Source organism: Agrobacterium tumefaciens (assembly GCF_009649785.1).
Classification (GTDB): Bacteria; Pseudomonadota; Alphaproteobacteria; order Rhizobiales; family Rhizobiaceae; genus Agrobacterium; species Agrobacterium tumefaciens.
Map to the genome: position 1 here is coordinate 1 of NZ_WJOK01000035.1, position 23572 is coordinate 23572.

Below are 23572 nucleotides of genomic sequence, written 5' to 3' on the forward strand. Positions count from 1 at the left end.
GGTACTCCGTCTCAAGACGCGGGAGAGTAGGTCGCTGCCAGGTCTGCAAAACGCAACAAATATCTTCTCAAGCAAACTCTTCGGCCCAGCCGATACAAAGGGCCGCTCAAAGCGGCCTTTTTGCATTGCGTAACATGAAAACATAAGGAAAACGCAACGTGCGTCCCTTAAAGGAGACAAATCGCCTTCGGCAATTTGCTCCGGAACTATACATCACAGCGTCCCTGTGATGCAGTCGCGATAAATCCCATAGGGATTTACGCTGGTCGCGATAAATCCAATAGGGATTTACGCTGGTCGCGATAAATCCAATAGGGATTTACGCTGGTAACGCGGGGTGGAGCAGCCCGGTAGCTCGTCAGGCTCATAACCTGAAGGCCGCAGGTTCAAATCCTGCCCCCGCAACCAATATTCCAAAAACCCCGTAGCTTAAGCTGCGGGGTTTTCTTTTGCGAAATACCTCAAATAACATCCAAACCTATATAAGTTCGCATCGTCCACAATTGGCGCTCTTTTCTTTGCGACTGATTCAGCTTTTCTGCGTTGCGATAGCCCCTGATTTTGCCATGATGCGTAAACCGTCCAGCTCATAAGAAAGCCAACGTGATCACCGACCCCTTGCAGATTCTCAAGACCGTCTATGGCTACGATACGTTTCGTGGACAGCAGGCCGAAATCATCCGGCATGTGATGGCAGGCAACAATGCTTTTGTATTGATGCCAACAGGGGGCGGTAAGTCGCTTTGTTACCAGATTCCGGCGCTCGCCCGTAAGGGAATGGGGCTGGTTGTTTCGCCCCTGATCGCGCTGATGGTTGATCAGGTCGCCGCCTTGCGTCAGGCAGGTGTGCGGGCAGAAGCTCTCAACTCCGATCTTTCCCCAGAAGAGCGGCGGCTACTCTGGCAGGATATGCGGGCTGGCAAGGTCGATATTCTCTATGCCGCGCCGGAGACCCTTCTTAAGCCGGATGTTCTGGATGCGCTTCAACCTATCAGCCTGTCGCTGATCGCGATCGACGAAGCTCATTGCCTGTCGCAGTGGGGGCACGATTTCCGTCCCCCTTACCGCCAGCTAGACACGTTGATCGAGCGCTTTCCGGAGACGCCACGTATGGCGCTGACGGCGACTGCTGACGAGCCAACCCGCGCCGAAATTCTGGGTCATCTCGGGATCAACGGAAGCGACGCCTTCATAGCCGGATTCGATCGGCCAAATATCCGCTATGCGATCATGGAAAAGGATAATCCACGTACGCAGCTGAAGCGCTTCCTGACGGGTCGCGAAGACGAAAGCGGCATCGTCTATTGCCTTTCCAAACGCAAGGTCGATGAGACGGCAGCCTGGCTGCGTGAGGAGGGGCGCGATGCGCTGCCCTATCACGCCGGCATGGACAAGGGCGCCCGCGAGGCGAACCAGACCCACTTCCAGCATGGTGAAGCGGTCATCATGGTTGCAACCGTGGCTTTCGGCATGGGCATCGACAAACCGGATTTGCGCTTCGTCGTGCATATCGATCTGCCCAGCAGCATCGAAGCCTATTATCAGGAAACCGGCCGTGCTGGCCGTGATGGTCTGCCGTCCGACGTGCTTATGCTTTACGGTTATGAAGACATCGCATTGCGCAACCGCTTTATCGAAGAGTCGGATGCGGGCGACCAGCGCAAAAACATGGAGCGCCGGAAGCTCGATGCGTTGCTTGGCCTCGCGGAAACAGCCGGTTGCCGTCGGCGGGTGCTTTTGTCTTATTTCGGCGATCATTGCGAGCCCTGCGGCAATTGCGACACCTGTGCGGAACCGCCGGACCTGTTTGATGGTGCCACTGCCGCGCAGAAGTTGCTGTCCTGCATTTACCGCACGGGAGAACGTTTCGGCCAGGCCTATGTCATCCGCGTATTGCTGGGCATGGAAGATGAACGGATATCGAGCTTTGGTCACGATCGGATCACCACCTACGGCATCGGCAAAGAGCACGACAATCGCACCTGGCGGGCCATCCTGCGCCAGATGGTTGCGCTGCGCCTGATCGAGGTTGATCTGGCCGGTCACGGGGGATTGTCCATTTCCGAAGAAGGGAGGCGGTTCCTGCGCGAAAAGCCGTCCCTGATGTTGAGGATACCGTCCGCTCCCCGTTCGGCGCGACAACAGACGAATCGCAAGCCCACCGCCATTGTTCTACCGGATGCCGATCGCAGTCTCTTTGAGGCGCTGCGTGCGAAGCGCATGGAAATTGCCCGCGCGCAGAACGTTCCGCCCTATGTGATTTTCCACGACAAGACACTCATTGAGCTTGCGGCAGCAAGACCGGCCTCTGTGGGAGAAATGGCGCAGATACCTGGAGTGGGAGACACAAAGCTGGAACGATACGGCCCTGCTTTTCTGGCAGCGATCGTGGAACATGCCGCCAGCGAGTGACCATTTGAATCCGGCAAAGAGTCCCACCAGGAAATTTCGGCAGGGCCTGAAACCTCAGCCTGTGGTGTCCTTGAACAGAACATTCTGGTCGATGAGATAACGGGAAAACAGGGGCAGGCTCGCTCCCCCGATAGCCCGGGCCTGGCTGCCGACCGCTCCCTCGATGATCTCCGGCAGCGTAACACCCTGAAGATCGTGATGTTTGAGGGCAAGGCGGGTGGCGGAGACTATTCTTGCTCTGACCCAATCCGGAAAACCGCCATCGATGATGACGCTGGAAAAATCGATGATGGAGGCTGCAGCGATGACGGCTTGCGCAAGGGCCGCGGCCGTTTTTCCGATCCAGCTTTCCAGCGGCTCGCCGAAATCGATCCATTCATCCGGCGAGAACCACAGGGGACGTGGATCGATGCCGCGTTCGCGCAACATGTTTTCCAGAACGAAGATGGAGGCGATTTTCAGAAGCTGGACCGTGTTGCCGTCCTGCCCCTGAACCGGAAGGGGCCCGATTGCACCGGCGGTGCCCGTCTTTCCGGAAAACAGTGCGGAATTTAAAACGACACCGCCACCGATGAAGGATCCGATGAAGATATAGAGAAAATCGGGGTAGTTCTGGCCTGCACCAAAAACCAGTTCTGCACCGCAGGCACTGGTCGCATCGTTCTGCAGGAAAACCGGATAGCTGACGCCATCCGCAATTTCGGCACGGATATCGACGTCGCGCCAGCGCTCCATCTCATTCTGCGGGGCGCCCACCTCCTGCGCCCAGTTCCACAATTCGAACGGTGCGGCAATGCCGACACCGGCAATTTTTTGCCGTTCGGCCGGAGAGAGCTTGGACTCGAGTTCCGTGATACCCTCGATGACGAATGGCAAAATCCATTCCGGCATAGGATAAGGGTAAGTTCTGCGGAGCTTCAGCTTGATCCGGCCGACGAAATCCATCAGCACCAGATCGACGCTGCGACGGCCGATTTTCACGCCAAACGAGAAGACGGCATCGGGATTGAGGCGCATCGGCGTCGAAGGCTGCCCGACTTTGCCGCGCAGTCTTTCGCCACGAATAAGAAGACCGTCACTTTCGAGCGAGCGCATGATGACCGAGACGGTCTGCGCCGAGAGACCGCAAAGCCTGGATATTTCGGCTTTCGACAAGCCGCCGTGGCGGCGAACCAGCGACAGCACAAGCCGCTCGTTATAGGCACGCACCCCGATCTGGTTGGCGCCGCCGCTCATATCCATGTTGGTGGACGGCGCGGGCGGCGCCGTCTCGACAGATTGTCTCATAGTTTCATCCTCCCGCCCGCCATATCCGCCGCGACCAATACATGCAGGCTTTATGGCAATCTTGCTATCGCAACGTTAAACGACGCCGCGATATTCCTCCCTGCCGCTTGTTAGAATGCCATACGGAATTAATAATTCAATCGGATTTATTTATTGACAGCCGTTTCCTTTGGTGGTTCCATCTGTGTCAACGGTCGCTGTTCTCGGAGGAGACGAGATCGTCGGGTAACCGTCACGGTACTCAAACATTCAATGGGAGGATTACAATGAAGACGACTGTTTCCGCTCTTCTGGGCGCGCTTGCGCTCGGCGTTTCTTTCGCGTCCGTCGCGTCCGCCGCCGATACTTCGGTTTGCCTGATTACCAAAACCGACACCAATCCCTTTTTCGTCAAGATGAAGGAAGGCGCAACCGCCAAGGCTAAAGAACTTGGCGTGACGCTGAAGTCCTATGCCGGCAAGATCGATGGCGATTCCGAAAGCCAGGTTGCCGCGATCGAGACATGCATTGCCGATGGCTCCAAGGGTATCCTGATTACCGCATCGGACACCAAGGGCATCGTTCCGGCCGTGCAGAAGGCGCGCGATGCCGGTCTTCTGGTCATTGCCCTCGATACACCTCTCGAACCCGTTGATGCCGCTGACTCCACTTTCGCTACCGACAATCTTCTGGCCGGCGAGCTGATCGGCAAATGGGCTGCCGGCACCCTCGGCGACAAGGCCAAGGACGCGAAAATCGCCTTCCTCAACCTCACGCCTTCCCAGCCAACCGTTGATGTTTTGCGCAACCAAGGCTTCATGAAGGGCTTCGGCATCGACGTGAAGGACATCAACAAGATTGGTGATGAAGACGACAAGCGTATCGTTGGTCATGATGTTACCAACGGTAACGAAGAAGGCGGCCGCTCTGCGATGGAAAATCTGCTGCAGAAGGATCCGACCATCAACGTCGTTCACACCATCAACGAACCTGCAGCTGCCGGTGCTTACGAAGCGCTGAAAGCCGTTGGCCGCGAAAAGGATGTTCTGATCGTTTCCGTCGACGGCGGTTGCCCTGGTGTCAAGAACGTTGCGGAAGGCGTGATCGGCGCAACGTCTCAGCAATACCCGCTGCTGATGGCGGCACTCGGCGTGGAAGCCGTCAAGAAGTTTGCCGACACCGGTGAAAAGCCGAAGCCGACCGCAGGCAAGAACTTCTTCGACACCGGCGTAACGCTGGTAACCGACAAGCCGGTCAAGGGTCTCGATTCGATCGACACCAAGGAAGGCCTGAAGAAGTGCTGGGGCTAATACTTTACCGTTGAAATCAGCGGGGGCAATTTGCCCCCGCCCTTGAACCGGAATGGTTAAAAAGAACGATCTGGGTGATCGGACAGGAACAAACGAGCGCGCTCGACGTCCGTGGACGTAACTGAGGCACGCTTCTCAACAGTTTGAATCTACGCATTGTCCCCTCTGGAAAATAATCCCGGGTTCGGGGCTGATGCGATGGAGCGATCGGGAGGAAAATCCATGAGCGATCAGCCAGTGCGGGCTCAACCGCATAATGAATTTGAAAAAGTGCTGTCGGGAAGTTCGACCCAGGTCGCTGCTTTCGATACGCACAACAAGAGTTTGCTTGAAAAATTCCAGCACTTTCTGCATTCCAGCCCGGCGGCCGTACCGCTGATCGTTCTGGTGTTGTCGCTGGCTGTCTTCGGCATGACCCTGGGCGGTAAGTTTTTCTCGGCCTTTTCGCTGACCCTTATCCTTCAGCAGGTGGCAATCGTCGGCATCGTCGGCGCGGCACAGTCGCTGGTCATTCTGACAGCAGGTATCGATCTTTCGGTCGGTGCGATCATGGTTCTGTCCTCCGTCGTCATGGGACAGTTTACGTTCCGCTATGGTTTGCCTGCCGAACTCTCGATTGTCTGCGGTCTCGCAGTCGGCGCATTTTGTGGCTTTATCAATGGCGTGCTGGTTTCGCGCATGCGGCTTCCGCCCTTCATCGTTACACTGGGCATGTGGCAGATCGTGCTGGCCACCAATTTCCTCTATTCGGCCAACGAAACGATCCGCTCACAGGATATCGTCCAACAGGCGCCCATTCTCCAGTTTTTCGGCAACAATATCCGCATCGGCAGCGCCGTCTTCACCTATGGCGTCATTGCGATGGTTCTGCTGGTTGCCCTGCTCTGGTATGTGCTGAACCGCACCGCCTGGGGTCGACATCTCTATGCAGTGGGTGATGATCCTGACGCAGCCGAACTTGCCGGCGTTAACGTCAAGCGCATGCTGACGACCGTCTACACACTTTCCGGGCTTATCTGCGCCTTCGCGGGCTGGGCTCTCATCGGCCGCATCGGCTCGGTATCGCCGACCGCCGGTCAGTTCGCCAACATCGAATCCATCACCGCAGTGGTCATCGGCGGCATATCGCTGTTTGGCGGACGCGGCTCGATCATGGGCATGATCTTCGGCGCGCTGATCGTCGGTGTCTTCTCTCTCGGCCTGCGACTTATCGGAACAGACCCACAATGGACCTATCTGTTGATCGGCGTCCTTATCATCTTGGCTGTCGCAATCGACCAGTGGATCAGAAAGGTAGCAGGCTGATGGCAAAAGAACCTATCCTCACAGCACGCAATCTCGTTAAACGCTACGGTCGTGTGACTGCGCTCGACAATGCCGATTTTGACCTTTATCCGGGCGAAATCCTCGCCGTCATCGGTGATAACGGTGCTGGAAAATCCTCTCTCATCAAGGCGATTTCCGGTGCGGTGACACCCGATGAAGGGGAGATCAGGCTTGAAGGCAAGCCGGTACAGTTCCGCTCGCCGATCGAGGCGCGCAAGGCTGGTATCGAAACCGTTTATCAGAACCTTGCGCTGTCTCCCGCATTGTCCATAGCCGACAATATGTTTCTCGGCCGTGAAATCCGCAAACCCGGTATTCAGGGAAGCCTGTTCAGGGCACTGGACCGTCCGGCGATGGAAAAGTTTGCCCGTGAGAAACTCTCTGAACTCGGCCTGATGACGATCCAGAACATCAATCAGGCGGTGGAAACCCTCTCCGGCGGCCAGCGCCAGGGTGTTGCGGTGGCGCGTGCAGCCGCCTTCGGCTCCAAGGTCGTCATCCTTGACGAACCGACAGCGGCGCTCGGCGTCAAGGAAAGCCGCCGCGTTCTCGAGCTTATTCTGGATGTACGCGCGCGAGGGCTACCGATCGTTCTCATCTCGCACAACATGCCGCATGTTTTCGAGGTTGCTGACCGGATTCATATTCATCGGCTGGGCAAGCGTTTGTGCGTCATCAATCCGAAGGACTATACCATGTCCGACGCCGTCGCCTTCATGACGGGCGCCAAGGAAGCGCCAAAGGAAACGCTGGCCGCATGACGTTGAAGCTTGAAACGATCGTCGAAGACGTTCTTCGGCGGGCTGAGGATAAATCTCGTTTTATCATCGCCATTGCCGGTCCCCCTGGGGCCGGCAAATCCACGCTGGCGGATGCCCTGTGCGGTGCCCTCGTGGCGCGCGGCGAGGCTGCGGCTGTCCTGCCCATGGACGGCTTCCATATGGATAACGGTATTCTCGAAGAACGGGGGCTCTTGCCGCGAAAAGGCGCACCGGAGACCTTCGACGTGCGCGGCTTTCTTGATATCGTCTCCGCAGTTCGTCAGGGCGGGCAGGAAGTTCTTGTCCCGGTTTTTGACCGCTCCCGCGAAATTGCCATTGCCTCCGCTCGCGCCATCGCGCCAGAAACACGCTTCATTCTTGCCGAAGGCAACTATCTGCTGTTGAACGAGGCGCCGTGGACGAAGCTTTCCGGCAGCTTCGATCTTACCGTCTTCGTAGGCCCATCCGTTGCGGTGCTCGAGGAACGCCTGCGGGATAGATGGCAGGGCTATGGTCTCGATGCGACCGAGATTCACGCCAAACTGTTCGAAAATGATCTTCCCAACGGAAAGCGGGTGATTGAGAACTCCCGCCCCGCCGATATTCGCATCGATATCTGGGAATAACCCGCCGCTTCCGTCCGTAGGCGGCATCGAGCATTCACCGTTAAGCCTTTGTTGACCATGTGTTGAATCTTTTTGATCCACAGGGTGGGGCTTTCGCATGTCTAATTATTGACGAAAAAAATTCATCATATACTATATGTGGTGTTCAAGGTTCTTTCGATTCGCAAGCGTCGGGAGCTAAGACGGGAATTCGGTGCGCAACACCATTATGGTGAAGCAATGCCGAAACTGCCCCCGCAACTGTAAGCGGTGAGCATCGTTCCGATTTGAGCCACTGGCGCTAAAAGCTCCGGGAAGGTGGGAATGGATGTTTTGACCCGCAAGTCAGGAGACCTGCCTTGAGCGAAAACGTCCACGGGCGGGGTGTCCGGAAGGAAGGTGTATGACGCAAATGAATTGCGTGCGCCCTTTTCTGCCCCCTCCAGAACAAGCTTCGGGGTGAAGTCATGCCAGTGCATTTTTATGAGTTTCTACGCTCGTCGGCGTAGACAGCGATCTTACGCGGCCTGAGCCGCGCCTCGCCAGAATGACAGAACCATCGCCACCCGCTTGTGATTGCAGGCGGGCAATGTTGAGCCGTGCGTAAAGGCGGCTTCGAAAGAGGAAACAATGACCGTCACCGTTTACAGCAAACCCGCCTGCGTTCAGTGCACTGCCACCTATCGTGCGCTTGACCGCATCGGTGTCAGCTACGAGATCGTCGATATCTCAGAAGACGCGGATGCCCTCGATCGCGTTCGCGGCCTTGGTTACATGCAGGTTCCCGTGGTCGTTGCCGGCGAACGCCATTGGGCGGGTTTCCGTCCGGACATGATTGGCTCGATCAGCTGAGGAGGCGATGCGATGGGGCTGATCGTCTATTATTCCAGCCGGTCTGAGAATACTCATCGCTTCCTTCAAAAACTGGGGCGACGATTGCTTCGCCTGCCGCTCGGCGCCGAGGAAGACGTTCCTCACGTGTCGGAGCCCTATGTTCTCGTCACCCCCACCTATGGGGGCGGCGGCATGAAAGGAGCGGTACCGAAACCGGTTATCCGGTTTTTGAACGAGCCCTCAAACCGAAATCTCATTCGCGGCGTCATCGCGGCGGGAAATACGAATTTTGGCGCAGCTTTCGCATCCGCCGGAGATATCGTGTCGCGTAAATGCGCGGTGCCGTTTCTCTACCGCTTCGAGCTTCTCGGCACGGAGGAAGATGTCGCCAACGTCAATCATGGATTGGAACGATTTTGGACACGCTGACCTCGAGCGCGGTGCGCAACACGGATGCCAAACAACAAGTAACCGCTGCGCAGAAACACCTGGACGCGGGACTGGACTATCACGCGCTGAACGCGATGCTGAACCTCTACGATGAAAACGGGAAGATTCAGCTCGACAAGGACCGCCTTGCGGCACGGCAATATTTCCTTCAGCACGTCAACCAGAACACGGTGTTTTTCCATAATCTCAGGGAAAAGCTCGATTATCTCGTGACCGAGGGATATTACGAACAGGAGGTGCTGGACCAGTATTCCTTCAATTTCGTCCGTGACCTCTACGACGAGGCCTATGCCAGAAAGTTCCGTTTTCCGACATTTCTCGGCGCCTTCAAATATTATACGTCCTATACGCTGAAGACCTTCGACGGAAAGCGTTACCTGGAGCGTTATGAGGACCGCGTCTGCATGGTGGCGTTGGCTCTGGCGCGTGGCGACGAGCAGCTTGCCCGCGATCTGATGGATGAAATCATTTCCGGCCGCTTCCAGCCGGCAACCCCGACCTTTCTCAACGCTGGCAAGAAAAGCCGCGGTGAGCTGGTTTCGTGTTTTCTGCTGCGTGTGGAAGACAATATGGAAAGCATCGGCCGGTCCATCAATTCAGCATTGCAGCTTTCCAAGCGTGGCGGTGGCGTAGCACTGTCCCTGACCAATATTCGCGAAGCCGGCGCGCCGATCAAACAGATCGAAAACCAGTCCTCTGGCGTCATTCCTGTCATGAAGCTGCTGGAAGATTCGTTCTCCTACGCCAACCAGCTTGGCGCGCGCCAGGGCGCTGGCGCGGTCTATCTGCATGCCCATCACCCGGACATCATGCGTTTCCTCGATACCAAGCGCGAAAACGCCGACGAAAAAATCCGCATCAAAACCCTTTCGCTCGGCGTGGTGATCCCTGATATCACCTTCGAACTCGCGAGAAACAACGAGGATATGTACCTGTTCTCGCCGTATGATGTTGAGCGGGTCTATGGCGTGCCGTTTACCGAGATTTCCGTCAGCGAAAAATATCAGGAAATGGTCGCCGACAGCCGCATCCGCAAGAAGAAGATAAAGGCACGCGAGTTCTTCCAAGTCATCGCAGAAATCCAGTTCGAAAGCGGTTATCCCTATATCATGTTCGAGGATACGGTGAACCGCGCCAATCCGATCGCCGGCCGTATCAGCATGAGCAATCTTTGCTCGGAAATCCTACAGGTCAGCGAGGCGAGCGAGTTCAACGACGATCTCTCTTACAGCCATATGGGCAAGGATATTTCCTGCAATCTCGGCTCGCTCAACATTGCTTCAGCAATGGATTCGGCTGATTTCGGCAAGACGATCGAAACCTCCATCCGGGCGCTGACGGCCGTTTCTGACATGAGCCACATCTCGTCTGTCCCTTCCGTGGAAAAGGGCAATGATGCGAGCCACGCCATCGGGCTTGGTCAGATGAACCTGCATGGCTATCTGGCGCGCGAGCGCATCTTCTACGGCTCCGAAGAGGGCATCGATTTCACCAATATCTATTTCTACACGGTGACCTATCACGCCATCCGCGCCAGCAATCGCCTTGCCACTGAAAGGGGCCAGAGCTTCAAGGGCTTTGAAAACTCCAAATATGCCTCGGGCGACTACTTCGATAAATATACCGACCGGGAATGGCTGCCCGCGACGGAAAAGGTCCGCGACCTTTTTGAGAAAGCTGGCATTTCCATTCCGACACAGGAGGACTGGAAAGCGTTGAAGCAGGCCGTCATGGAGACCGGCCTCTATAACCAGAACCTTCAGGCCGTGCCGCCCACAGGCTCGATCTCCTATATCAACCACTCGACCTCCTCGATCCATCCCATCGTCTCGAAGATTGAAATTCGCAAGGAAGGCAAGATCGGCCGTGTTTATTATCCAGCTTCCTACCTTTCGAACGACAATCTCGAATATTATCAGGATGCCTACGAAATCGGTCCGGAAAAGATCATAGATACCTATGCGGCGGCCACCCAGCATGTCGATCAGGGCCTGTCGCTGACACTGTTCTTCCGCGATACGGCAACGACGCGCGATATCAACCGGGCGCAGATCTACGCCTGGAAAAAAGGCATCAAGACCATCTACTACATCCGTTTGCGCCAGATGGCGCTGGAAGGCACGCAGGTTCAGGGCTGCGTATCCTGCACGCTCTGAATTGAGGGACAAGACAATGAACATTGCCGTAAAACCCGCGTCCCGTATTCGCGCGGTCAACTGGAACCGCATCGAGGATGACAAGGATCTCGAAGTCTGGAATCGCCTGACATCGAATTTCTGGCTACCGGAAAAGGTGCCGCTCTCCAACGATATCCCGTCCTGGGGAACGCTGAAGCCGGAAGAGCAGACCCTGACGATCCGCGTCTTCACCGGGCTGACATTGCTGGACACGATCCAGAACGGCGTCGGTTCCGTGCGCCTGATGGCGGATTCGGCGACGCCGCACGAGGAGGCGGTGCTTTCCAACATCTCCTTCATGGAGGCGGTCCACGCCCGCTCCTATTCCTCGATCTTCTCGACGCTCTGCTCCACGCCTGACGTCGATGACGCCTATCGCTGGTCGGAGGAGAACGAATTCCTGCAACGCAAATCCGCGCTCATCATGCGCGAATATGATAGCGGAAATCCGTTGAAAATGAAGGTCGCCAGCGTGTTTCTGGAGAGCTTCCTGTTCTATTCCGGCTTCTACCTGCCAATGTTCTGGTCAAGTCGCGCCAAGCTTACCAACACGGCCGATTTGATCCGTCTCATCATTCGCGATGAGGCCGTGCATGGCTATTACATCGGCTACAAGTTCCAGCGCGCGCTCGAACGTCTGGGCGAAGCGGAAAAACAGGAGATCAAGGATTTCGCCTTCGATCTTTTGCTCGAGCTTTACGACAACGAGGCCAAATATACCCAAGACCTCTATGACGGCGTTGGCCTGACGGAGGACGTCAAGCAGTTCCTGCATTACAACGCCAACAAGGCCTTGATGAATCTGGGTTACGAGGCGCTGTTTCCGCCCGAGGCTTGCCGGGTCAATCCTGCGATCCTCTCGGCGCTGTCTCCCAATGCCGACGAGAACCACGACTTCTTCTCCGGCTCCGGCTCTTCTTATGTCATCGGCAAGGCGGTCGCCACAGAAGACGAAGACTGGGATTTCTGAACCGGTTGTCGCCAAGAACCCGCAAAAGTTATTGCGGGTTCACGACCTGGCTCGCAAGCCGGAAGGGGCTGGATACTGTTGCCCCGATAGCATCGAACACAAAGGCACCCGCGCGGCCTATGCCGTTTTCGCCGTTGCCGTTCCGGCTCGCCTCCAGTTGTGGCACCAGCGACGCGAGTGCCGCATAGCGGTCGTGGTTGAGCGGATCCGATGCCTTGAGCTTGGAGATGTCAACGAACTGAACGCCCTCTTTCAGGGCGGCTTCCTGCACTTGAGGATCGGTCACATCCAGCGCGCCTATGCGGGTGACGTCGGCCCCCAGGATGGAGGAAGCCTTCAGGGCGCGGTCGTCCTTGGAGACGAGAATGGTGAGCGGCGGATTGAGCCTTCCCACCACCTCGATCTGCTTGCGGAAAACATCGGCGTCGATATCCGGCGCGGCCAGCACTACCTGTAGTTTGGAGAGCACATCGTTCCTGCCTTCGAAGCGCAATTGTCGCAGCGCTTCCATGACCAGCCAGCCGCCCATGCTGTGACCGAACACGACAATGCTTTTTTTCGGTGTTTGCCTGGTAAGGTCGGTCAGCACCGTGGCCAGCGCGTCTCGCGAATAGGTCGCTGATTCCTTGTCGGCCACGTAACCGGTGACGCTCGCCTGGGACGGCCAGGAAAAGACCAGCGGCACACCATCCATATTGGCATCGGCTGCCATTTGTGCCGCACGGAACAAGGCTTCCTGATAGCTGTAATTATAGCCATGCACAAAAAGCGCAATCTGCTTGCCGGAGCGGGTGACGTCGCCAAGATCGGAATTGAAACGCGTTTTCGTCAGCATATCGGCTTTGGTGACGACAAAATCCTTGCTCGGGTTCGGCTTACCTTTGGACCATTCGATATTTCCGCTTTTATGGCTGGGAGGAATGGAAATGTCGAAGCGCGCATAATTCAGCTCAGCCGCCCGCCCAGCGCTAAAGCCCTTTTTGGCCTCGTTGTTTTTCTCCCGCGTGCTCGCCACATAGGCTGTCACGATTTTCGTATCGGTGGTCTTGGTGTTTATGGCCTGCAACACATCCGCCCCCGGCCTGCCCGCGCAGGATGAAAGAAGGCTGAGAGCGAGGAGGAGCGAAAAAATCAGGCGCATGGATGGGGTTACCGATAATGAGGGACCACGCATAAATAACCGGCCGCTCAAAAAGTTGCTACTGGAGACTGGATTGCGGTGTGGTTGCATTATGTTCAATGCGGACGACGCATTCCCCACCTTGCTATCCAGCTATGTTCGTTTTAGGCCGTACAGATGACGAATAAGGTGTCGCTTTTACGGCTGAAACTCACGGACTTCCGCAACTATGCGGCGGCGTCGCTTGCGCTGGATGACCGCCACGTGGTGCTGACGGGTGACAACGGTTCCGGCAAGACCAATCTCCTGGAGGCCGTTTCGTTTTTGTCGCCCGGAAGGGGCCTGCGCCGCGCCACCCTGTCCGATGTCACGCGAGTGGGGGCGGAGGCCGCCGGTTTTTCGATTTTTGCGGATGTCGACGGCATGGACGGCGAGGTCGCCATCGGAACCGGGATCGAGGGTGACGGCGAGGTAGTGTCGCGCCGCCTGAGGCTGAACGGGACATCGGTGAAGTCTGTCGATGAATTGACGGATCATCTGCGGGTGCTGTGGCTGACGCCTGCCATGGATGGGCTTTTTACCGGTTCATCCTCGGATCGCCGGCGTTTTCTCGATCGGTTGGTGCTCTCGCTCGATCCCGCGCATGGGCGGCGGGCAAGCGACTTCGAAAAGGCCATGCGCGGCCGCAACCGTCTGCTTTCGGAAGGCCGTTTCGATCCGGTCTGGCTGGACGGTATTGAGAAGCAGATGGCGGAACTCGGCATTTCGATGGCGCTCGCGCGCTATGAAATGTTGGGTCTTTTGAAGAGCCTCATCGAAGGCCGTTCCGGCAATGCTGCCTTCCCCTCTGCAGCGCTGGCGCTCTCGGGTTTCATGGACGACACGCTCAACCGGCCGGCTGTCGATCTGGAAGACGAGTATAGGCTTACGCTGCGCGAAGGCCGGTATCGAGACGCGGCGGCAGGCCGCACGCTTGATGGACCGCACCGTGTCGATCTGTTCGTGCGCCATGCGGAAAAGAACATGGAGGCAGAGCGTTGCTCGACTGGAGAACAGAAGGCGCTGCTGGTGGGATTGGTGCTTGCGCATGCCCAGCTCACCGCCAACATGACCGGCCATGCGCCGGTTCTGCTGCTCGACGAAATTGCCGCGCATCTGGATGAGGGCAGGCGGGCGGCTCTGTTCGATCTCATTCACGCGCTCGGTGGTCAGAGTTTCATGACCGGAACGGATGCGGCAATGTTCTCCGCCCTTGGCGACAGGGCGCAATTCTTCAATGTCTCCCACGGGGGCATCACGGCATGACGGCGAAAAAATGGAGTGCGACATGGACCCGCTGAGCCCGGACGAAATCGAACGCTACAAGCGCCATATTCTCTTGCCGGAAATCGGCGGTGCCGGGCAGCAGCGTCTGAAGGCCGCGCGGGTGCTGGTAATCGGGGCTGGTGGCCTCGGCGCGCCTGTCCTTCATTATCTTGCTGCAGCCGGTGTTGGCACGCTTGGCCTGATCGATGACGACGTGGTCTCCCTTTCCAATCTCCAGCGGCAGGTGATCCACGATACCGGCACGATCGGTGAGCTGAAAACGGCAAGCGCCCGCGCAGCCATCGCCCGGCTCAACCCGCATGTGCGTACCCTTGTTTTTGAGGAGCGTTTTTCGCAGGTCTGGGCGCACACCCATCTGCCATCCTTCGATCTCCTTATCGACGGTTCTGATAATTTCGACACACGTTATGCCGCTGCCGATGCCGCAGAGGCTGCTAAAAGGCCGCTGGTAACGGGCGCTGTCGGCCGTTTCGATGGTTCGGTAACGGTGCTCAAACCCTATGAGGCGGGTGCCGATGGTAATCTGCTGCCGGGGTATCGCGATCTGTTTCCCGAGCCACCGCCGCAGGGGCTTATTCCGAATTGCGCGGAAACGGGCATCGTCGGCGCTTTGACCGGCGTGATCGGCACGATCATGGCCATGGAGGCCATCAAGGTGATCACCGCTGCCGGCGAGCCATTGGTCGGCCGCCTGCTTCTCTATGACGCCCTGTCGGCCCGCTTCGAAACCGTGCGTTACAAGCGCCGCCCTGCTGGAAAAAAAACATGACCGAGATCACAAGGATTGGCGAAGAATTCGAGCGCTGGCAGGAGCTGCTTGCCCTTATCATGTCGTCCTTCGCCTATATGGACGGTGTCATCGACCCACCATCGTCCGCTCACCGTTTGACGCTCGAAAATCTCGCGGAGAAGGCGAGAGCGGAGACCGCTTTCGTGGCGCTGGATGGTGATGAGATTGTTGGCTGCCTGTTTTGCCGGCAGGAACCACCGGCCTGCCTTTACGTCGGCAAGCTGTGCGTCTCCCTGAAAGCGCAGGGCAAAGGCATCGGCAAAATGCTTCTGGAACGGGCCGAAGCATTGGCCCGCGAATCGGCGTTACCGGCGCTGCGGCTGGAAACGCGCATCGAGCTTGTCGGCAATCACGCGAAATTCGCCGCCTGGGGTTTCATCAAAACCGCTGAAAACGCCCATCCGGGTTACGACCGCACGACTTCGATTGAAATGACGAAATTCCTCGGCTGAGACGGCACAATTTTTGATCCGCTTAAAGGCCTGCTTCTCCGTCCCATGTCACGAGCAGACACGGCTTGTCTGAACCGGTTCAGTTCCGCCCCGGCAGCACCCGGTTCGGCGGTCGATGTCCGTCGAAAAGCGTGCGGATGTTGATGATGACCTTGTCACCCATCTCGATGCGTCCCTCGATCGTCGCCGAGCCCATATGCGGAAGCAGCACGACCTTGCCTTCTCTCGCGAGCTTGATGAGCTTGGGATTGATTGCGGGCTCGTTCTCGTAGACATCGAGACCGGCTCCGGCGATCTTTCCGTCGCGCAGGCACTGGATCATTGCCGCCTCATCGATGATATCGCCGCGCGCCGTGTTGACGATGTAGCTTGTCGGCTGCATCAGAGCGAGCCGTCGTGCCGAGATCAGGTGATAGGTCGCAGGTGTGGAGGGGCAATTGACGGAAACAATATCCACCCGCGCCAGCATCTGGTCGAGGCTGTCCCAATAGGTTGCCTCAAGCTCCGCTTCCGTCGCCGGGTTGACGCGTTTGCGGTTGTGATAGTGTATGGAGAGGCCGAAAGCCTTGGCGCGCCGCGCAACTGCCGTACCGATGCGGCCCATGCCGACAATGCCGATGCGTTTGCCGGAAATGCGCCGTCCCAGCATCCAGGTCGGCGACCAGCCCAGCCATTCGTCGGCGCCATTGGCAAGCACGCGCGTGCCTTCGATCAGGCGGCGCGGCACGGCCAGCACCAGCGCCATGGTGATATCGGCGCTGTCTTCGGTCAGCACATTGGGCGTGTTGGTCACTGTGATGCCCTTTCGGGCGGCCGCGTCCACATCCACATGGTCTATGCCGTTGGAAAAGCTTGCGATCAGCTTCAGTTGCGGCCCTGCTTTCTCGATCATGGCAGCGGTGATGCGGTCCGTGACCGTCGGCACCAGAACGTCGACCCGCTGCATGGCGGCCACAAGCTCCTCCTCGCGGCGCTGCGTATCGTCGATATTCAGTTCGGCATCGAAGAGTTCTCGCATTCTGGTTTCGACGACGTCAGGCAATTTGCGGGTGATATAGACTGTCGGTCTCTTCTTGTGGGTCATCGTTTGCCGCTGCCTTGTTCAGAAGTCATTAACCAGAAAGAGCGATAATTTCTTTCAATCAGGGCGTTTCTACCAGACCCACCGGCGAAGACAAATAAAACTCGCCGAAGCTTGAGGCGTGTGGAAACGAGCCTCCTCGAATTTAATCCGGTTTGCAGAAGGCAGGAAACGGAAATGGGCATGCGCAGTGTGGTTTCTATGGTTTGCATTGCATTGTCTCTGGGCCTCTTTGGTGTGGCGAACGAGGCCATGGCGCAAGGCGCTGCCAAAGGCGCAAGCGGCCTGCCTTTGCCGCGTTTTGTCAGCCTGAAATCCAAGCGCGTCAACATGCGCATCGGACCCAGCACGGATTATGCCGTTTCCTGGATGTATATGAAATCGGGAATGCCGGTTGAAATCATTCAGGAATATGAGAACTGGCGGCGCATCCGCGATGCCGATGGCACGGAAGGCTGGGTTAACCAGGCGCTGCTCTCCGGCGAGCGCACGGCCGTCGCCGCGCCGTGGATGCGCGGCAAGGGCAAGGATGTCTACGTGAACATGCGCCGCGACGCACAGTCGGGCGCCTCCGTCATCGCCCGGCTGGAGCCGGGTGTCGTCTTCAGGATCGGTGAATGCAACGGCGACTGGTGCCGCGCCGAGGCCGGTCAGGCCTCAGGCTGGGTATCGCAGGGTGAAATCTGGGGTGCTTATCCCGGCGAGGCCTTTAAATAAGGCCGTTTTTCTCGCCCAGCGCCTTGAGCGATGACATCGGACGCGGCCCGACCTGCTGAATGACGGCAGCAGCAGCAAGGCAGCCGAGTTTGCCGCAGTCTTCCAGAGACCGATCCTGCGTGTAACCGAACAGGAAGCCGGCGGCGAAAAGATCGCCGGCACCCGTTGTGTCGACCACGTCATATACTGGATAGGCTTCTACCTTCACGCGTTCCGTGCCGCGCAGGATAACGGCACCTTCTTCGCTCATCGTTACCGCTGCGATCTTGCAATCGGCAGCGATTTTCGTCAGCGCCAGCTCGAAATCGTCGGTTTCATAGAGCGAGAGAGCTTCCTGCTTGTTGGCGAAAACGATGTCCACGGTGCCGGAACGCATCAGGTCGAGAAATTCTTCGCGGTATCGGCCTACGCAGAAACTGTCTGAAAGCGTCATGGAGACTTCACGGCCGTTCTCATGCGCAATGCGGGCGCAATCGCGAATGGCATCCTTGGCGCGCGGCGGATCCCACAGGTAACCTTCGAAATAGGTGACCTTCGTGTTCGCCACGACGTCTTCTTCTACATCTTCCGGACCGAGATCGACGCAGGCGCCGAGATAGGTGTTCATCGAGCGCTCACCGTCTTCCGTGACGAAGATCATCGAGCGGGCAGTCGGCGGAAACGTGCCTTCCGGCTTCGTTTCGAAATAGACGCCCTGCGCGCGGATATCGTGCTGGAAGATTTCGCCGAGCTGATCTTCGGCCACCTTGCCGAAATAAGCCGCCCTGCCACCGAAATTCGCCACGCCCGCCGCCGTGTTGCCCGCACTTCCGCCGGAGGCCTCGAGAGCGGGTCCCATCAGCGAATAAAGCAGTTCGGCCCGCTCCGCGTCGATGAGGTTCATCGCGCCCTTGGTGATGGCGTTATCATTGAGGAAGCGATCATCACAACGGGAAATGATGTCGACGATGGCATTGCCGACAGTCAGTACGTCGAATTTCGTCATAGGCCCTATCCGGTTTGCAGGGTGCACATTTTTGAACGGTCTTAAACAATTCTGGCGGCAAGAAAAGCCCAAAGGGAAAATATGCGGTTCTCCACCAGAGACAGAAACGCGTCATGTGCCTGTAATGTGGTTAAGCTATCACTCCGATCAGAGCAAACGGTGCGTGAATACGGACCAGAATGGAAGACATGAGGTCTTCTGGCTCACCCGTTATCTCCGTCACGGATGTACTGACGGCGTATAACGGATATGACAAAAGGCGGGGGAAACCCCGCTTTTTCTTTTGGTCCCCCTTTGCTGCGCCTCTTTCTAGAGTGCCGCAAGCGGGTTTTCATTGTAGACGGTACTCGAAAAACCGACCGCAGCGCCACTTGATCCAGTGAACGGTTTTGAGTGGCTTTCTGCAAAAATACCTGACGGAGCTACGTCGCATATTGAATGAAACATCCGGGTGCAGCGTTTTCGCGATTCCATTCCCTTGGAAAAGGCTCTAAAGCGGAGTATCTCCCGCAAAAGCCGCGAAAGCTCTCCCTCCATGTCTGCCGTTGCCGCGAACGTCGCTCCGATTTTCATTCTTATCCTGATCGGCTGGCTCACCGTCAAGGCCGGCTTGTTCAGAGCTGATGCCGGTGAGATTCTCAGCGATTTCGTGTTCAAGATCGCCGTGCCGACTTTGATCTTCCGCACTCTTGCGGAGGCGAATTTTCATGGCGCATCGCCCTTCCGGCTGTGGCTGACCTATTTCGCCGGCGTGGCCGTAACCTGGACGGTTGGGCATATCGTCACGCGGTACATCTTCAAGCAGGATAGTCGCATCGCCGTCATAGCCGGCATATCCTCGGCCTTCGCCAACAATATCTTCATCGGCCTGCCGCTCGTAGGGCGGTCCATCGGGGATGAGGGGCTGGTCGCCCTCTCCATTCTGCTGGCCATCCATCTGCCGGTCATGATGATTGCCGGTACCATCCTGATGGAGAACGCCACTCATAAGGCGGTGGGCGGCGAAAAGCGCAGCATGGCTTCTGTCTTCAGGCAGGTCGGCCGCAACCTCATCACAAATCCGCTGGTGATCGGACTTTTCATCGGGCTTTCGACCAATGTTTCAGGCGTGACGCTCACGCCCATCCTCAAGACCGTGGTTGATCAGATCGCGTCCATGGCGGGACCGGCAGCGCTCATCTCGCTCGGTATGGCGCTGACGAAATACACCATTCGCGGTAATCTGGGGATTGCCGTCACCATGACGGTTTTCAAACTGCTGCTTCTGCCCGCCTGCGTGTGGGCCATGGGCCATGCTCTCGGCCTCAGCCGGGAATGGACAGCTGCCCTCGTGCTCACCTCGTCGGTGCCGACAGGGGTGAATGCATGGCTGATCGCCAACCGCTTCGGCATCGGCCATAGCGTTGCGGCTTCCACAATCAGCATTTCCACGGCGACCGGTGTTCTTTCCGTGTCGCTGTGGGCATGGCTGTTGAGCTGATGATGCTCGAATTGCTTACTTCTGGGCGCTCAGGATCTTGAAGCGCGCGTTGCGGCATACCTCGGCGCTGGTGCGGAATTCCGCCGCCAGAACCGGCTCATAGGGCATGCCGCGATTGGCGACCATCAGCAGCTTTCCACCGTTGCGAAGCGCGCCGGCAGCCGTCTTGATAAAGGCCTGACCGAGAGCGGGTTCTGCCGCCTGTCCTGCCGCGTGGAAAGGCGGGTTCATGATGATGAGGTCGTATTTTTCTTTCGGCGGCTCGTTTGCAAGGTCCTGCCAGAAGAAGCGCGCCGTCAGTCGCGGATTGTTTTCAAGAAGATTGGTCTTGGCGAATTCGAGCGCGTTCCAGTCCGCTTCGAAAAGATCGATACGCGCCGTGCGCGGCGATTTTTCCGCCAGCATGACCGAGAGATAACCCCAGCCTGCGCCGAAATCGGCGGCGTTGCCGTCGAAGTCGGTCGGCAGGCGCGACGCGAGCAGCTCCGAACCATCGTCCACGCGGTCATGCGAGAACATCCCGGGCATGGCGGTGAAACGGCCAGCAACCGTAACGGAATGTTGCGCGAGTTTCGACACGGCAGATGCAACGTCTTCCGGCCGTTTGAACCAGAGGGCGACGCCGTGGTACTTCGGCGTCGATTCCGCCTCGATGCCAAGCTTTGCCAGCGTCTTGCGCAGCGTCAGAATGCCGTCTTCTTTCGATCCCGCCGCCACGATCAACCCACCCGCCTTGACGCGAGAGAGCGCTTCAGCGACGCGGTTTTCGTTCTCGCCGCGATGTTTGCCGCAAAGCAGCAACGCCGCATCGTAGTCCTCGCCGGAAATATCCGGCGTGACCTCTGCGTTCTGCGCCTGAAGAGCCCGGTAAAGCGGTCGAAAATTCTGAACCGAGACGATGTCAGCGTTAAAACCGTCTAGCCGCGGGCCGGCTTCCGCTCCCAGAAACAGAACGCGCTCGCCCTCTTTCGGCAAGTCGAGCATCTCTGCGGCAAAGGGATGGAAAAGGGTTTTAACAGCATCACGGCTCATTGGAGCGTCCTCAAGATGGAATAGAAAAAAGGCGCGGGCAAAACCCGCGCCTCGATAGGGTCTGGCGAGGCTGCCTTATTCGGCAGCGGCTTCGCCATCTTCCTTCTTCTTGTCTGCGGCAACTTCCTTGCCGGTTGCCTGGTCGACAACCTTCATGGACAGGCGAACCTTGCCACGCTCGTCGAAGCCCATCAGCTTGACCCAGACCTTGTCGCCTTCCTTGACGACGTCGGAGGTCTTGGCGACACGCTCGGAAGCGAGCTGCGAGATGTGAACGAGGCCGTCGCGGGCGCCGAAGAAGTTGACGAAAGCGCCGAAGTCAGCGGTTTTGACGACCGTACCTTCGTAGATCTGGCCGACTTCCGGTTCTGCAACGATCGAATGGATCCACTTGCGGGCCGCTTCGATTTCCTTGCCGGAAGCAGAAGCGATCTTGACGGTGCCATCGTCTTCGATGTTGATCTTGGCGCCGGTCTTTTCGACGATTTCGCGGATGACCTTGCCGCCCGAACCGATGACTTCACGGATCTTGTCGACCGGAATGTTCATCACTTCGATGCGCGGTGCGAATTCGCCAAGCTGGCCGCGGCTCTCGGTGATGGCATTCGCCATCTCGCCGAGGATGTGCTTGCGGCCACCCTGTGCCTGCTCCAGAGCGATCTTCATGATCTCTTCGGTGATACCGGCGATCTTGATGTCCATCTGCAGCGAGGTGATGCCGTCGGCAGTACCTGCAACCTTGAAGTCCATATCGCCGAGGTGATCTTCGTCACCCAGAATGTCGGAGAGAACCGCAAAGCGCTCGCCTTCAAGGATAAGGCCCATGGCGATACCGGCAACTGGCTTGGCCAGCGGTACGCCAGCGTCCATCAGTGCAAGCGAGGTGCCGCAAACCGTTGCCATCGACGAAGAGCCGTTGGACTCGGTGATTTCGGAAACGACGCGCAGCGTGTAGGGGAACTGTTCCGCAGTCGGCAGCATCGGACGGATAGCGCGCCATGCGAGCTTGCCGTGACCGATTTCGCGACGGCCCGGGGAACCCATACGGCCCGTTTCACCGACCGAGTAGGGCGGGAAGTTGTAATGCAGAAGGAAACGTTCCTTGTACATGCCGGTCAGGCTGTCGACATACTGTTCGTCTTCGCCGGTGCCGAGCGTCGCAACAACGATCGCCTGGGTTTCACCACGGGTGAACAGCGCCGAGCCGTGCGTACGCGGCAGGATGCCAACTTCCGAAACGATCGGACGAACGGTCGACAGGTCGCGGCCATCGATGCGGCTCTTGGTGTCGAGAACGTTCCAGCGAACGATCTTCGCCTGAAGGTGCTTGAAGACAGCGCCGATTTCTTCAGGGCTATACTTCGCTTCGCCTTCTTCCGGCAGGAAGTGAGCCTTGACCTTCGCCTTTACGGCGTCGACGGCGGCGTAACGGGCAGCCTTTTCGGTGATCTTGTAGGCGGTGCGCAGTTCGGTTTCGGCAAGGCCGAGCATTTCGTTTTCGAGTGCGGAGAAATCTTCCGGTTCGAATTCGCGCGGTTCCTTGGCGGCAACTTCAGCGAGCTTGATGATCGCGTCGATAACCGGCTGGAAGCCGCGATGGCCGAACATGACGGCGCCGAGCATGACGTCTTCGTTGAGTTCCTTGGCTTCCGACTCCACCATCAGGACGGCGTCCTGCGTGCCGGCAACAACCAGATCCAGAACCGATTCATCCATCTCATCAAGATGCGGGTTCAGAACATATTCGCCGTTGATGTAACCAACGCGCGCGCCGCCGACCGGGCCCATGAAAGGAATGCCAGACAGTGTGAGCGCAGCGGATGCGGCAACCATCGACAGAACGTCCGGGTCATTTTCGAGGTCGTGCTGAATGACCGTTACGACAACCTGCGTGTCGTTCTTGTAGCCTTCAGGAAACAGCGGGCGGATCGGACGGTCGATCAGGCGGGAAACCAGCGTTTCCTTTTCCGACGGACGGCCTTCGCGCTTGAAATAGCCGCCGGGGATCTTGCCGGCTGCGTAGGTCTTTTCCTGGTAGTTCACGGTGAGCGGGAAGAAGTCCTGTCCAGGCTTCGGAGACTTTGCGGAAACCACCGTCGCAAGAACCATCGTCTCGCCGTAGGTTGCGATGACGGCGCCGTCAGCCTGACGGGCAACCTTGCCTGTCTCGAGCTTCAGCGGGCGGCCAGCCCATTCGATTTCCACGGAGTGTTTATTGAACATATCTTGTCCTTGTTTGTGTATGCCCGCCTTGCGAGGGGGCAACGAACGACGCAATCACGGGCAAGACAGCCGGAGGCTTTCAAGGTGCAAGCATCCGGCAATCCTGCCCCATGACAGGTCTGCGGTTGAAAAGGCTGCACCGGCCCATCCGGGGCTGCCTTATCGTCCGGGGGCCACATCTATGGCGAACGCCCGGAAATTGAAGATGACCTTCAAAAGGCCAGATATAAAAACCGGCGGGTATCGTTGCGAAAC

At 57.6% G+C, this 23572-nt stretch carries 20 protein-coding genes, 1 tRNA gene and 1 riboswitch; of the genes, 15 read left to right on the plus strand and 6 right to left on the minus strand.

Going from position 1 to position 23572, the window contains the following annotated elements:
* The first annotated feature begins 331 nt into the window (after nt 1-331).
* Both GH784_RS24990 and recQ read left to right on the plus strand, forming a co-directional pair.
* Nucleotides 332-408 (plus strand) — tRNA-Met (locus GH784_RS24990).
* 195 nt (nt 409-603) lie between these two features.
* On the plus strand, nt 604-2412 hold the full coding sequence (gene recQ, locus GH784_RS24995; protein ID WP_323131495.1) for a DNA helicase RecQ: 1809 nt from the start codon (nt 604-606) through the stop codon (nt 2410-2412).
* Between the two features lie 54 nt (nt 2413-2466).
* Here recQ and GH784_RS25000 read toward each other — a convergent pair whose 3' ends face one another.
* Complete coding sequence (locus tag GH784_RS25000; protein ID WP_013635209.1) at nt 2467-3699, minus strand: ROK family transcriptional regulator; 1233 nt, start codon at nt 3697-3699, stop codon at nt 2467-2469.
* Nucleotides 3700-3965: 266 nt separating this feature from the next.
* On the opposite strand from GH784_RS25000, the gene GH784_RS25005 reads away from it, so the two are divergent.
* From GH784_RS25005 to nrdF, 8 genes are all read left to right on the plus strand, one after another.
* On the plus strand, nt 3966-4988 hold the full coding sequence (locus GH784_RS25005) for a sugar ABC transporter substrate-binding protein (protein ID WP_003514241.1): 1023 nt from the start codon (nt 3966-3968) through the stop codon (nt 4986-4988).
* A gap of 222 nt (nt 4989-5210) precedes the next feature.
* Nucleotides 5211-6293 (plus strand): ABC transporter permease, encoded by a 1083-nt coding sequence (locus GH784_RS25010; protein ID WP_065703576.1) that lies wholly within the window; start codon nt 5211-5213, stop codon nt 6291-6293.
* A complete protein-coding gene (locus GH784_RS25015) occupies nt 6293-7075 on the plus strand; it encodes an ATP-binding cassette domain-containing protein (RefSeq protein WP_013635211.1) in 783 nt (260 codons plus the stop codon). Before GH784_RS25010 ends, GH784_RS25015 begins: the two co-directional genes overlap by 1 nt.
* Entirely contained in the window at nt 7072-7701 is a 630-nt protein-coding gene (locus tag GH784_RS25020) for a nucleoside triphosphate hydrolase (protein ID WP_065659734.1), read from the plus strand. The genes GH784_RS25015 and GH784_RS25020 overlap by 4 nt, the downstream gene beginning before the upstream one ends.
* 131 nt (nt 7702-7832) lie before the next feature.
* A riboswitch (cobalamin riboswitch) is annotated at nt 7833-8056 on the plus strand.
* Between the two features lie 254 nt (nt 8057-8310).
* Nucleotides 8311-8532: a glutaredoxin-like protein NrdH gene (gene nrdH, locus GH784_RS25025; RefSeq protein WP_013635213.1), complete on the plus strand. Its 222-nt coding sequence runs from the start codon at nt 8311-8313 to the stop codon at nt 8530-8532.
* A gap of 12 nt (nt 8533-8544) precedes the next feature.
* A complete protein-coding gene (gene nrdI / locus GH784_RS25030) occupies nt 8545-8943 on the plus strand; it encodes a class Ib ribonucleoside-diphosphate reductase assembly flavoprotein NrdI (protein WP_003514252.1) in 399 nt (132 codons plus the stop codon).
* Nucleotides 8931-11120: a class 1b ribonucleoside-diphosphate reductase subunit alpha gene (nrdE, locus tag GH784_RS25035; RefSeq protein WP_075807520.1), complete on the plus strand. Its 2190-nt coding sequence runs from the start codon at nt 8931-8933 to the stop codon at nt 11118-11120. Before nrdI ends, nrdE begins: the two co-directional genes overlap by 13 nt.
* A gap of 16 nt (nt 11121-11136) precedes the next feature.
* Nucleotides 11137-12111, plus strand: a complete 975-nt coding sequence (gene nrdF / locus GH784_RS25040; RefSeq protein WP_003514262.1) for a class 1b ribonucleoside-diphosphate reductase subunit beta — start codon at nt 11137-11139, stop codon at nt 12109-12111.
* 28 nt (nt 12112-12139) lie between these two features.
* On the opposite strand, the gene GH784_RS25045 is transcribed toward nrdF, so the two are convergent.
* Complete coding sequence (locus GH784_RS25045; protein WP_003514263.1) at nt 12140-13252, minus strand: alpha/beta hydrolase; 1113 nt, start codon at nt 13250-13252, stop codon at nt 12140-12142.
* A 156-nt stretch (nt 13253-13408) separates the two neighbouring features.
* Between GH784_RS25045 and recF the strand changes: the two genes are divergently transcribed.
* The 3 genes from recF to GH784_RS25060 are packed head-to-tail and all read left to right on the plus strand — an operon-like array spanning nt 13409 to nt 15799.
* A complete protein-coding gene (gene recF, locus GH784_RS25050; protein ID WP_013635217.1) occupies nt 13409-14536 on the plus strand; it encodes a DNA replication/repair protein RecF in 1128 nt (375 codons plus the stop codon).
* A gap of 22 nt (nt 14537-14558) precedes the next feature.
* Entirely contained in the window at nt 14559-15326 is a 768-nt protein-coding gene (locus GH784_RS25055; protein WP_019564570.1) for a molybdopterin-synthase adenylyltransferase MoeB, read from the plus strand.
* A complete protein-coding gene (locus tag GH784_RS25060) occupies nt 15323-15799 on the plus strand; it encodes a GNAT family N-acetyltransferase (protein ID WP_025592009.1) in 477 nt (158 codons plus the stop codon). Before GH784_RS25055 ends, GH784_RS25060 begins: the two co-directional genes overlap by 4 nt.
* 79 nt (nt 15800-15878) lie before the next feature.
* Here GH784_RS25060 and GH784_RS25065 read toward each other — a convergent pair whose 3' ends face one another.
* Nucleotides 15879-16883: a 2-hydroxyacid dehydrogenase gene (locus tag GH784_RS25065; protein WP_003514267.1), complete on the minus strand. Its 1005-nt coding sequence runs from the start codon at nt 16881-16883 to the stop codon at nt 15879-15881.
* Nucleotides 16884-17063: 180 nt separating this feature from the next.
* Between GH784_RS25065 and GH784_RS25070 the strand changes: the two genes are divergently transcribed.
* Nucleotides 17064-17597 (plus strand): SH3 domain-containing protein, encoded by a 534-nt coding sequence (locus GH784_RS25070; RefSeq protein ID WP_003514268.1) that lies wholly within the window; start codon nt 17064-17066, stop codon nt 17595-17597.
* On the opposite strand, the gene GH784_RS25075 is transcribed toward GH784_RS25070, so the two are convergent.
* A complete protein-coding gene (locus GH784_RS25075; RefSeq protein ID WP_003514270.1) occupies nt 17590-18582 on the minus strand; it encodes an adenosine kinase in 993 nt (330 codons plus the stop codon). The genes GH784_RS25070 and GH784_RS25075 overlap by 8 nt on opposite strands.
* Before the next feature lie 535 nt (nt 18583-19117).
* Between GH784_RS25075 and GH784_RS25080 the strand changes: the two genes are divergently transcribed.
* Nucleotides 19118-20062 (plus strand): AEC family transporter, encoded by a 945-nt coding sequence (locus GH784_RS25080; protein ID WP_013635221.1) that lies wholly within the window; start codon nt 19118-19120, stop codon nt 20060-20062.
* Between the two features lie 15 nt (nt 20063-20077).
* Here GH784_RS25080 and GH784_RS25085 read toward each other — a convergent pair whose 3' ends face one another.
* Together GH784_RS25085 and pnp are read right to left on the minus strand one after the other, a co-directional pair.
* Nucleotides 20078-21094 (minus strand): class I SAM-dependent methyltransferase, encoded by a 1017-nt coding sequence (locus GH784_RS25085; protein ID WP_003514275.1) that lies wholly within the window; start codon nt 21092-21094, stop codon nt 20078-20080.
* A 75-nt stretch (nt 21095-21169) separates the two neighbouring features.
* A complete protein-coding gene (pnp, locus tag GH784_RS25090; protein ID WP_003514278.1) occupies nt 21170-23317 on the minus strand; it encodes a polyribonucleotide nucleotidyltransferase in 2148 nt (715 codons plus the stop codon).
* Nucleotides 23318-23572: the final 255 nt, after the last annotated feature.

Excerpts from the sequence above, each read along its gene's own strand:
- GH784_RS25020 (WP_065659734.1), top strand. The coding sequence starts at position 7,072 with ATGACGTTGAAGCTTGAAACGATCGTCGAAGACGTTCTTCGGCGGGCT.
- nrdI (WP_003514252.1), top strand. The coding sequence starts at position 8,545 with ATGGGGCTGATCGTCTATTATTCCAGCCGGTCTGAGAATACTCATCGC.
- GH784_RS25075 (WP_003514270.1), bottom strand. The coding sequence starts at position 18,582 with ATGACGAAATTCGACGTACTGACTGTCGGCAATGCCATCGTCGACATC.
- GH784_RS25010 (WP_065703576.1), top strand. The coding sequence starts at position 5,211 with ATGAGCGATCAGCCAGTGCGGGCTCAACCGCATAATGAATTTGAAAAA.
- GH784_RS25070 (WP_003514268.1), top strand. The coding sequence starts at position 17,064 with ATGCGCAGTGTGGTTTCTATGGTTTGCATTGCATTGTCTCTGGGCCTC.
- GH784_RS25080 (WP_013635221.1), top strand. The coding sequence starts at position 19,118 with ATGTCTGCCGTTGCCGCGAACGTCGCTCCGATTTTCATTCTTATCCTG.
- pnp (WP_003514278.1), bottom strand. The coding sequence starts at position 23,317 with ATGTTCAATAAACACTCCGTGGAAATCGAATGGGCTGGCCGCCCGCTG.
- GH784_RS25055 (WP_019564570.1), top strand. The coding sequence starts at position 14,559 with ATGGACCCGCTGAGCCCGGACGAAATCGAACGCTACAAGCGCCATATT.
- GH784_RS25045 (WP_003514263.1), bottom strand. The coding sequence starts at position 13,252 with ATGCGCCTGATTTTTTCGCTCCTCCTCGCTCTCAGCCTTCTTTCATCC.
- GH784_RS25060 (WP_025592009.1), top strand. The coding sequence starts at position 15,323 with ATGACCGAGATCACAAGGATTGGCGAAGAATTCGAGCGCTGGCAGGAG.
- GH784_RS25065 (WP_003514267.1), bottom strand. The coding sequence starts at position 16,883 with ATGACCCACAAGAAGAGACCGACAGTCTATATCACCCGCAAATTGCCT.
- nrdF (WP_003514262.1), top strand. The coding sequence starts at position 11,137 with ATGAACATTGCCGTAAAACCCGCGTCCCGTATTCGCGCGGTCAACTGG.
- GH784_RS25015 (WP_013635211.1), top strand. The coding sequence starts at position 6,293 with ATGGCAAAAGAACCTATCCTCACAGCACGCAATCTCGTTAAACGCTAC.
- GH784_RS25005 (WP_003514241.1), top strand. The coding sequence starts at position 3,966 with ATGAAGACGACTGTTTCCGCTCTTCTGGGCGCGCTTGCGCTCGGCGTT.
- nrdH (WP_013635213.1), top strand. The coding sequence starts at position 8,311 with ATGACCGTCACCGTTTACAGCAAACCCGCCTGCGTTCAGTGCACTGCC.
- GH784_RS25000 (WP_013635209.1), bottom strand. The coding sequence starts at position 3,699 with ATGAGACAATCTGTCGAGACGGCGCCGCCCGCGCCGTCCACCAACATG.
- GH784_RS25085 (WP_003514275.1), bottom strand. The coding sequence starts at position 21,094 with ATGAGCCGTGATGCTGTTAAAACCCTTTTCCATCCCTTTGCCGCAGAG.
- recF (WP_013635217.1), top strand. The coding sequence starts at position 13,409 with ATGACGAATAAGGTGTCGCTTTTACGGCTGAAACTCACGGACTTCCGC.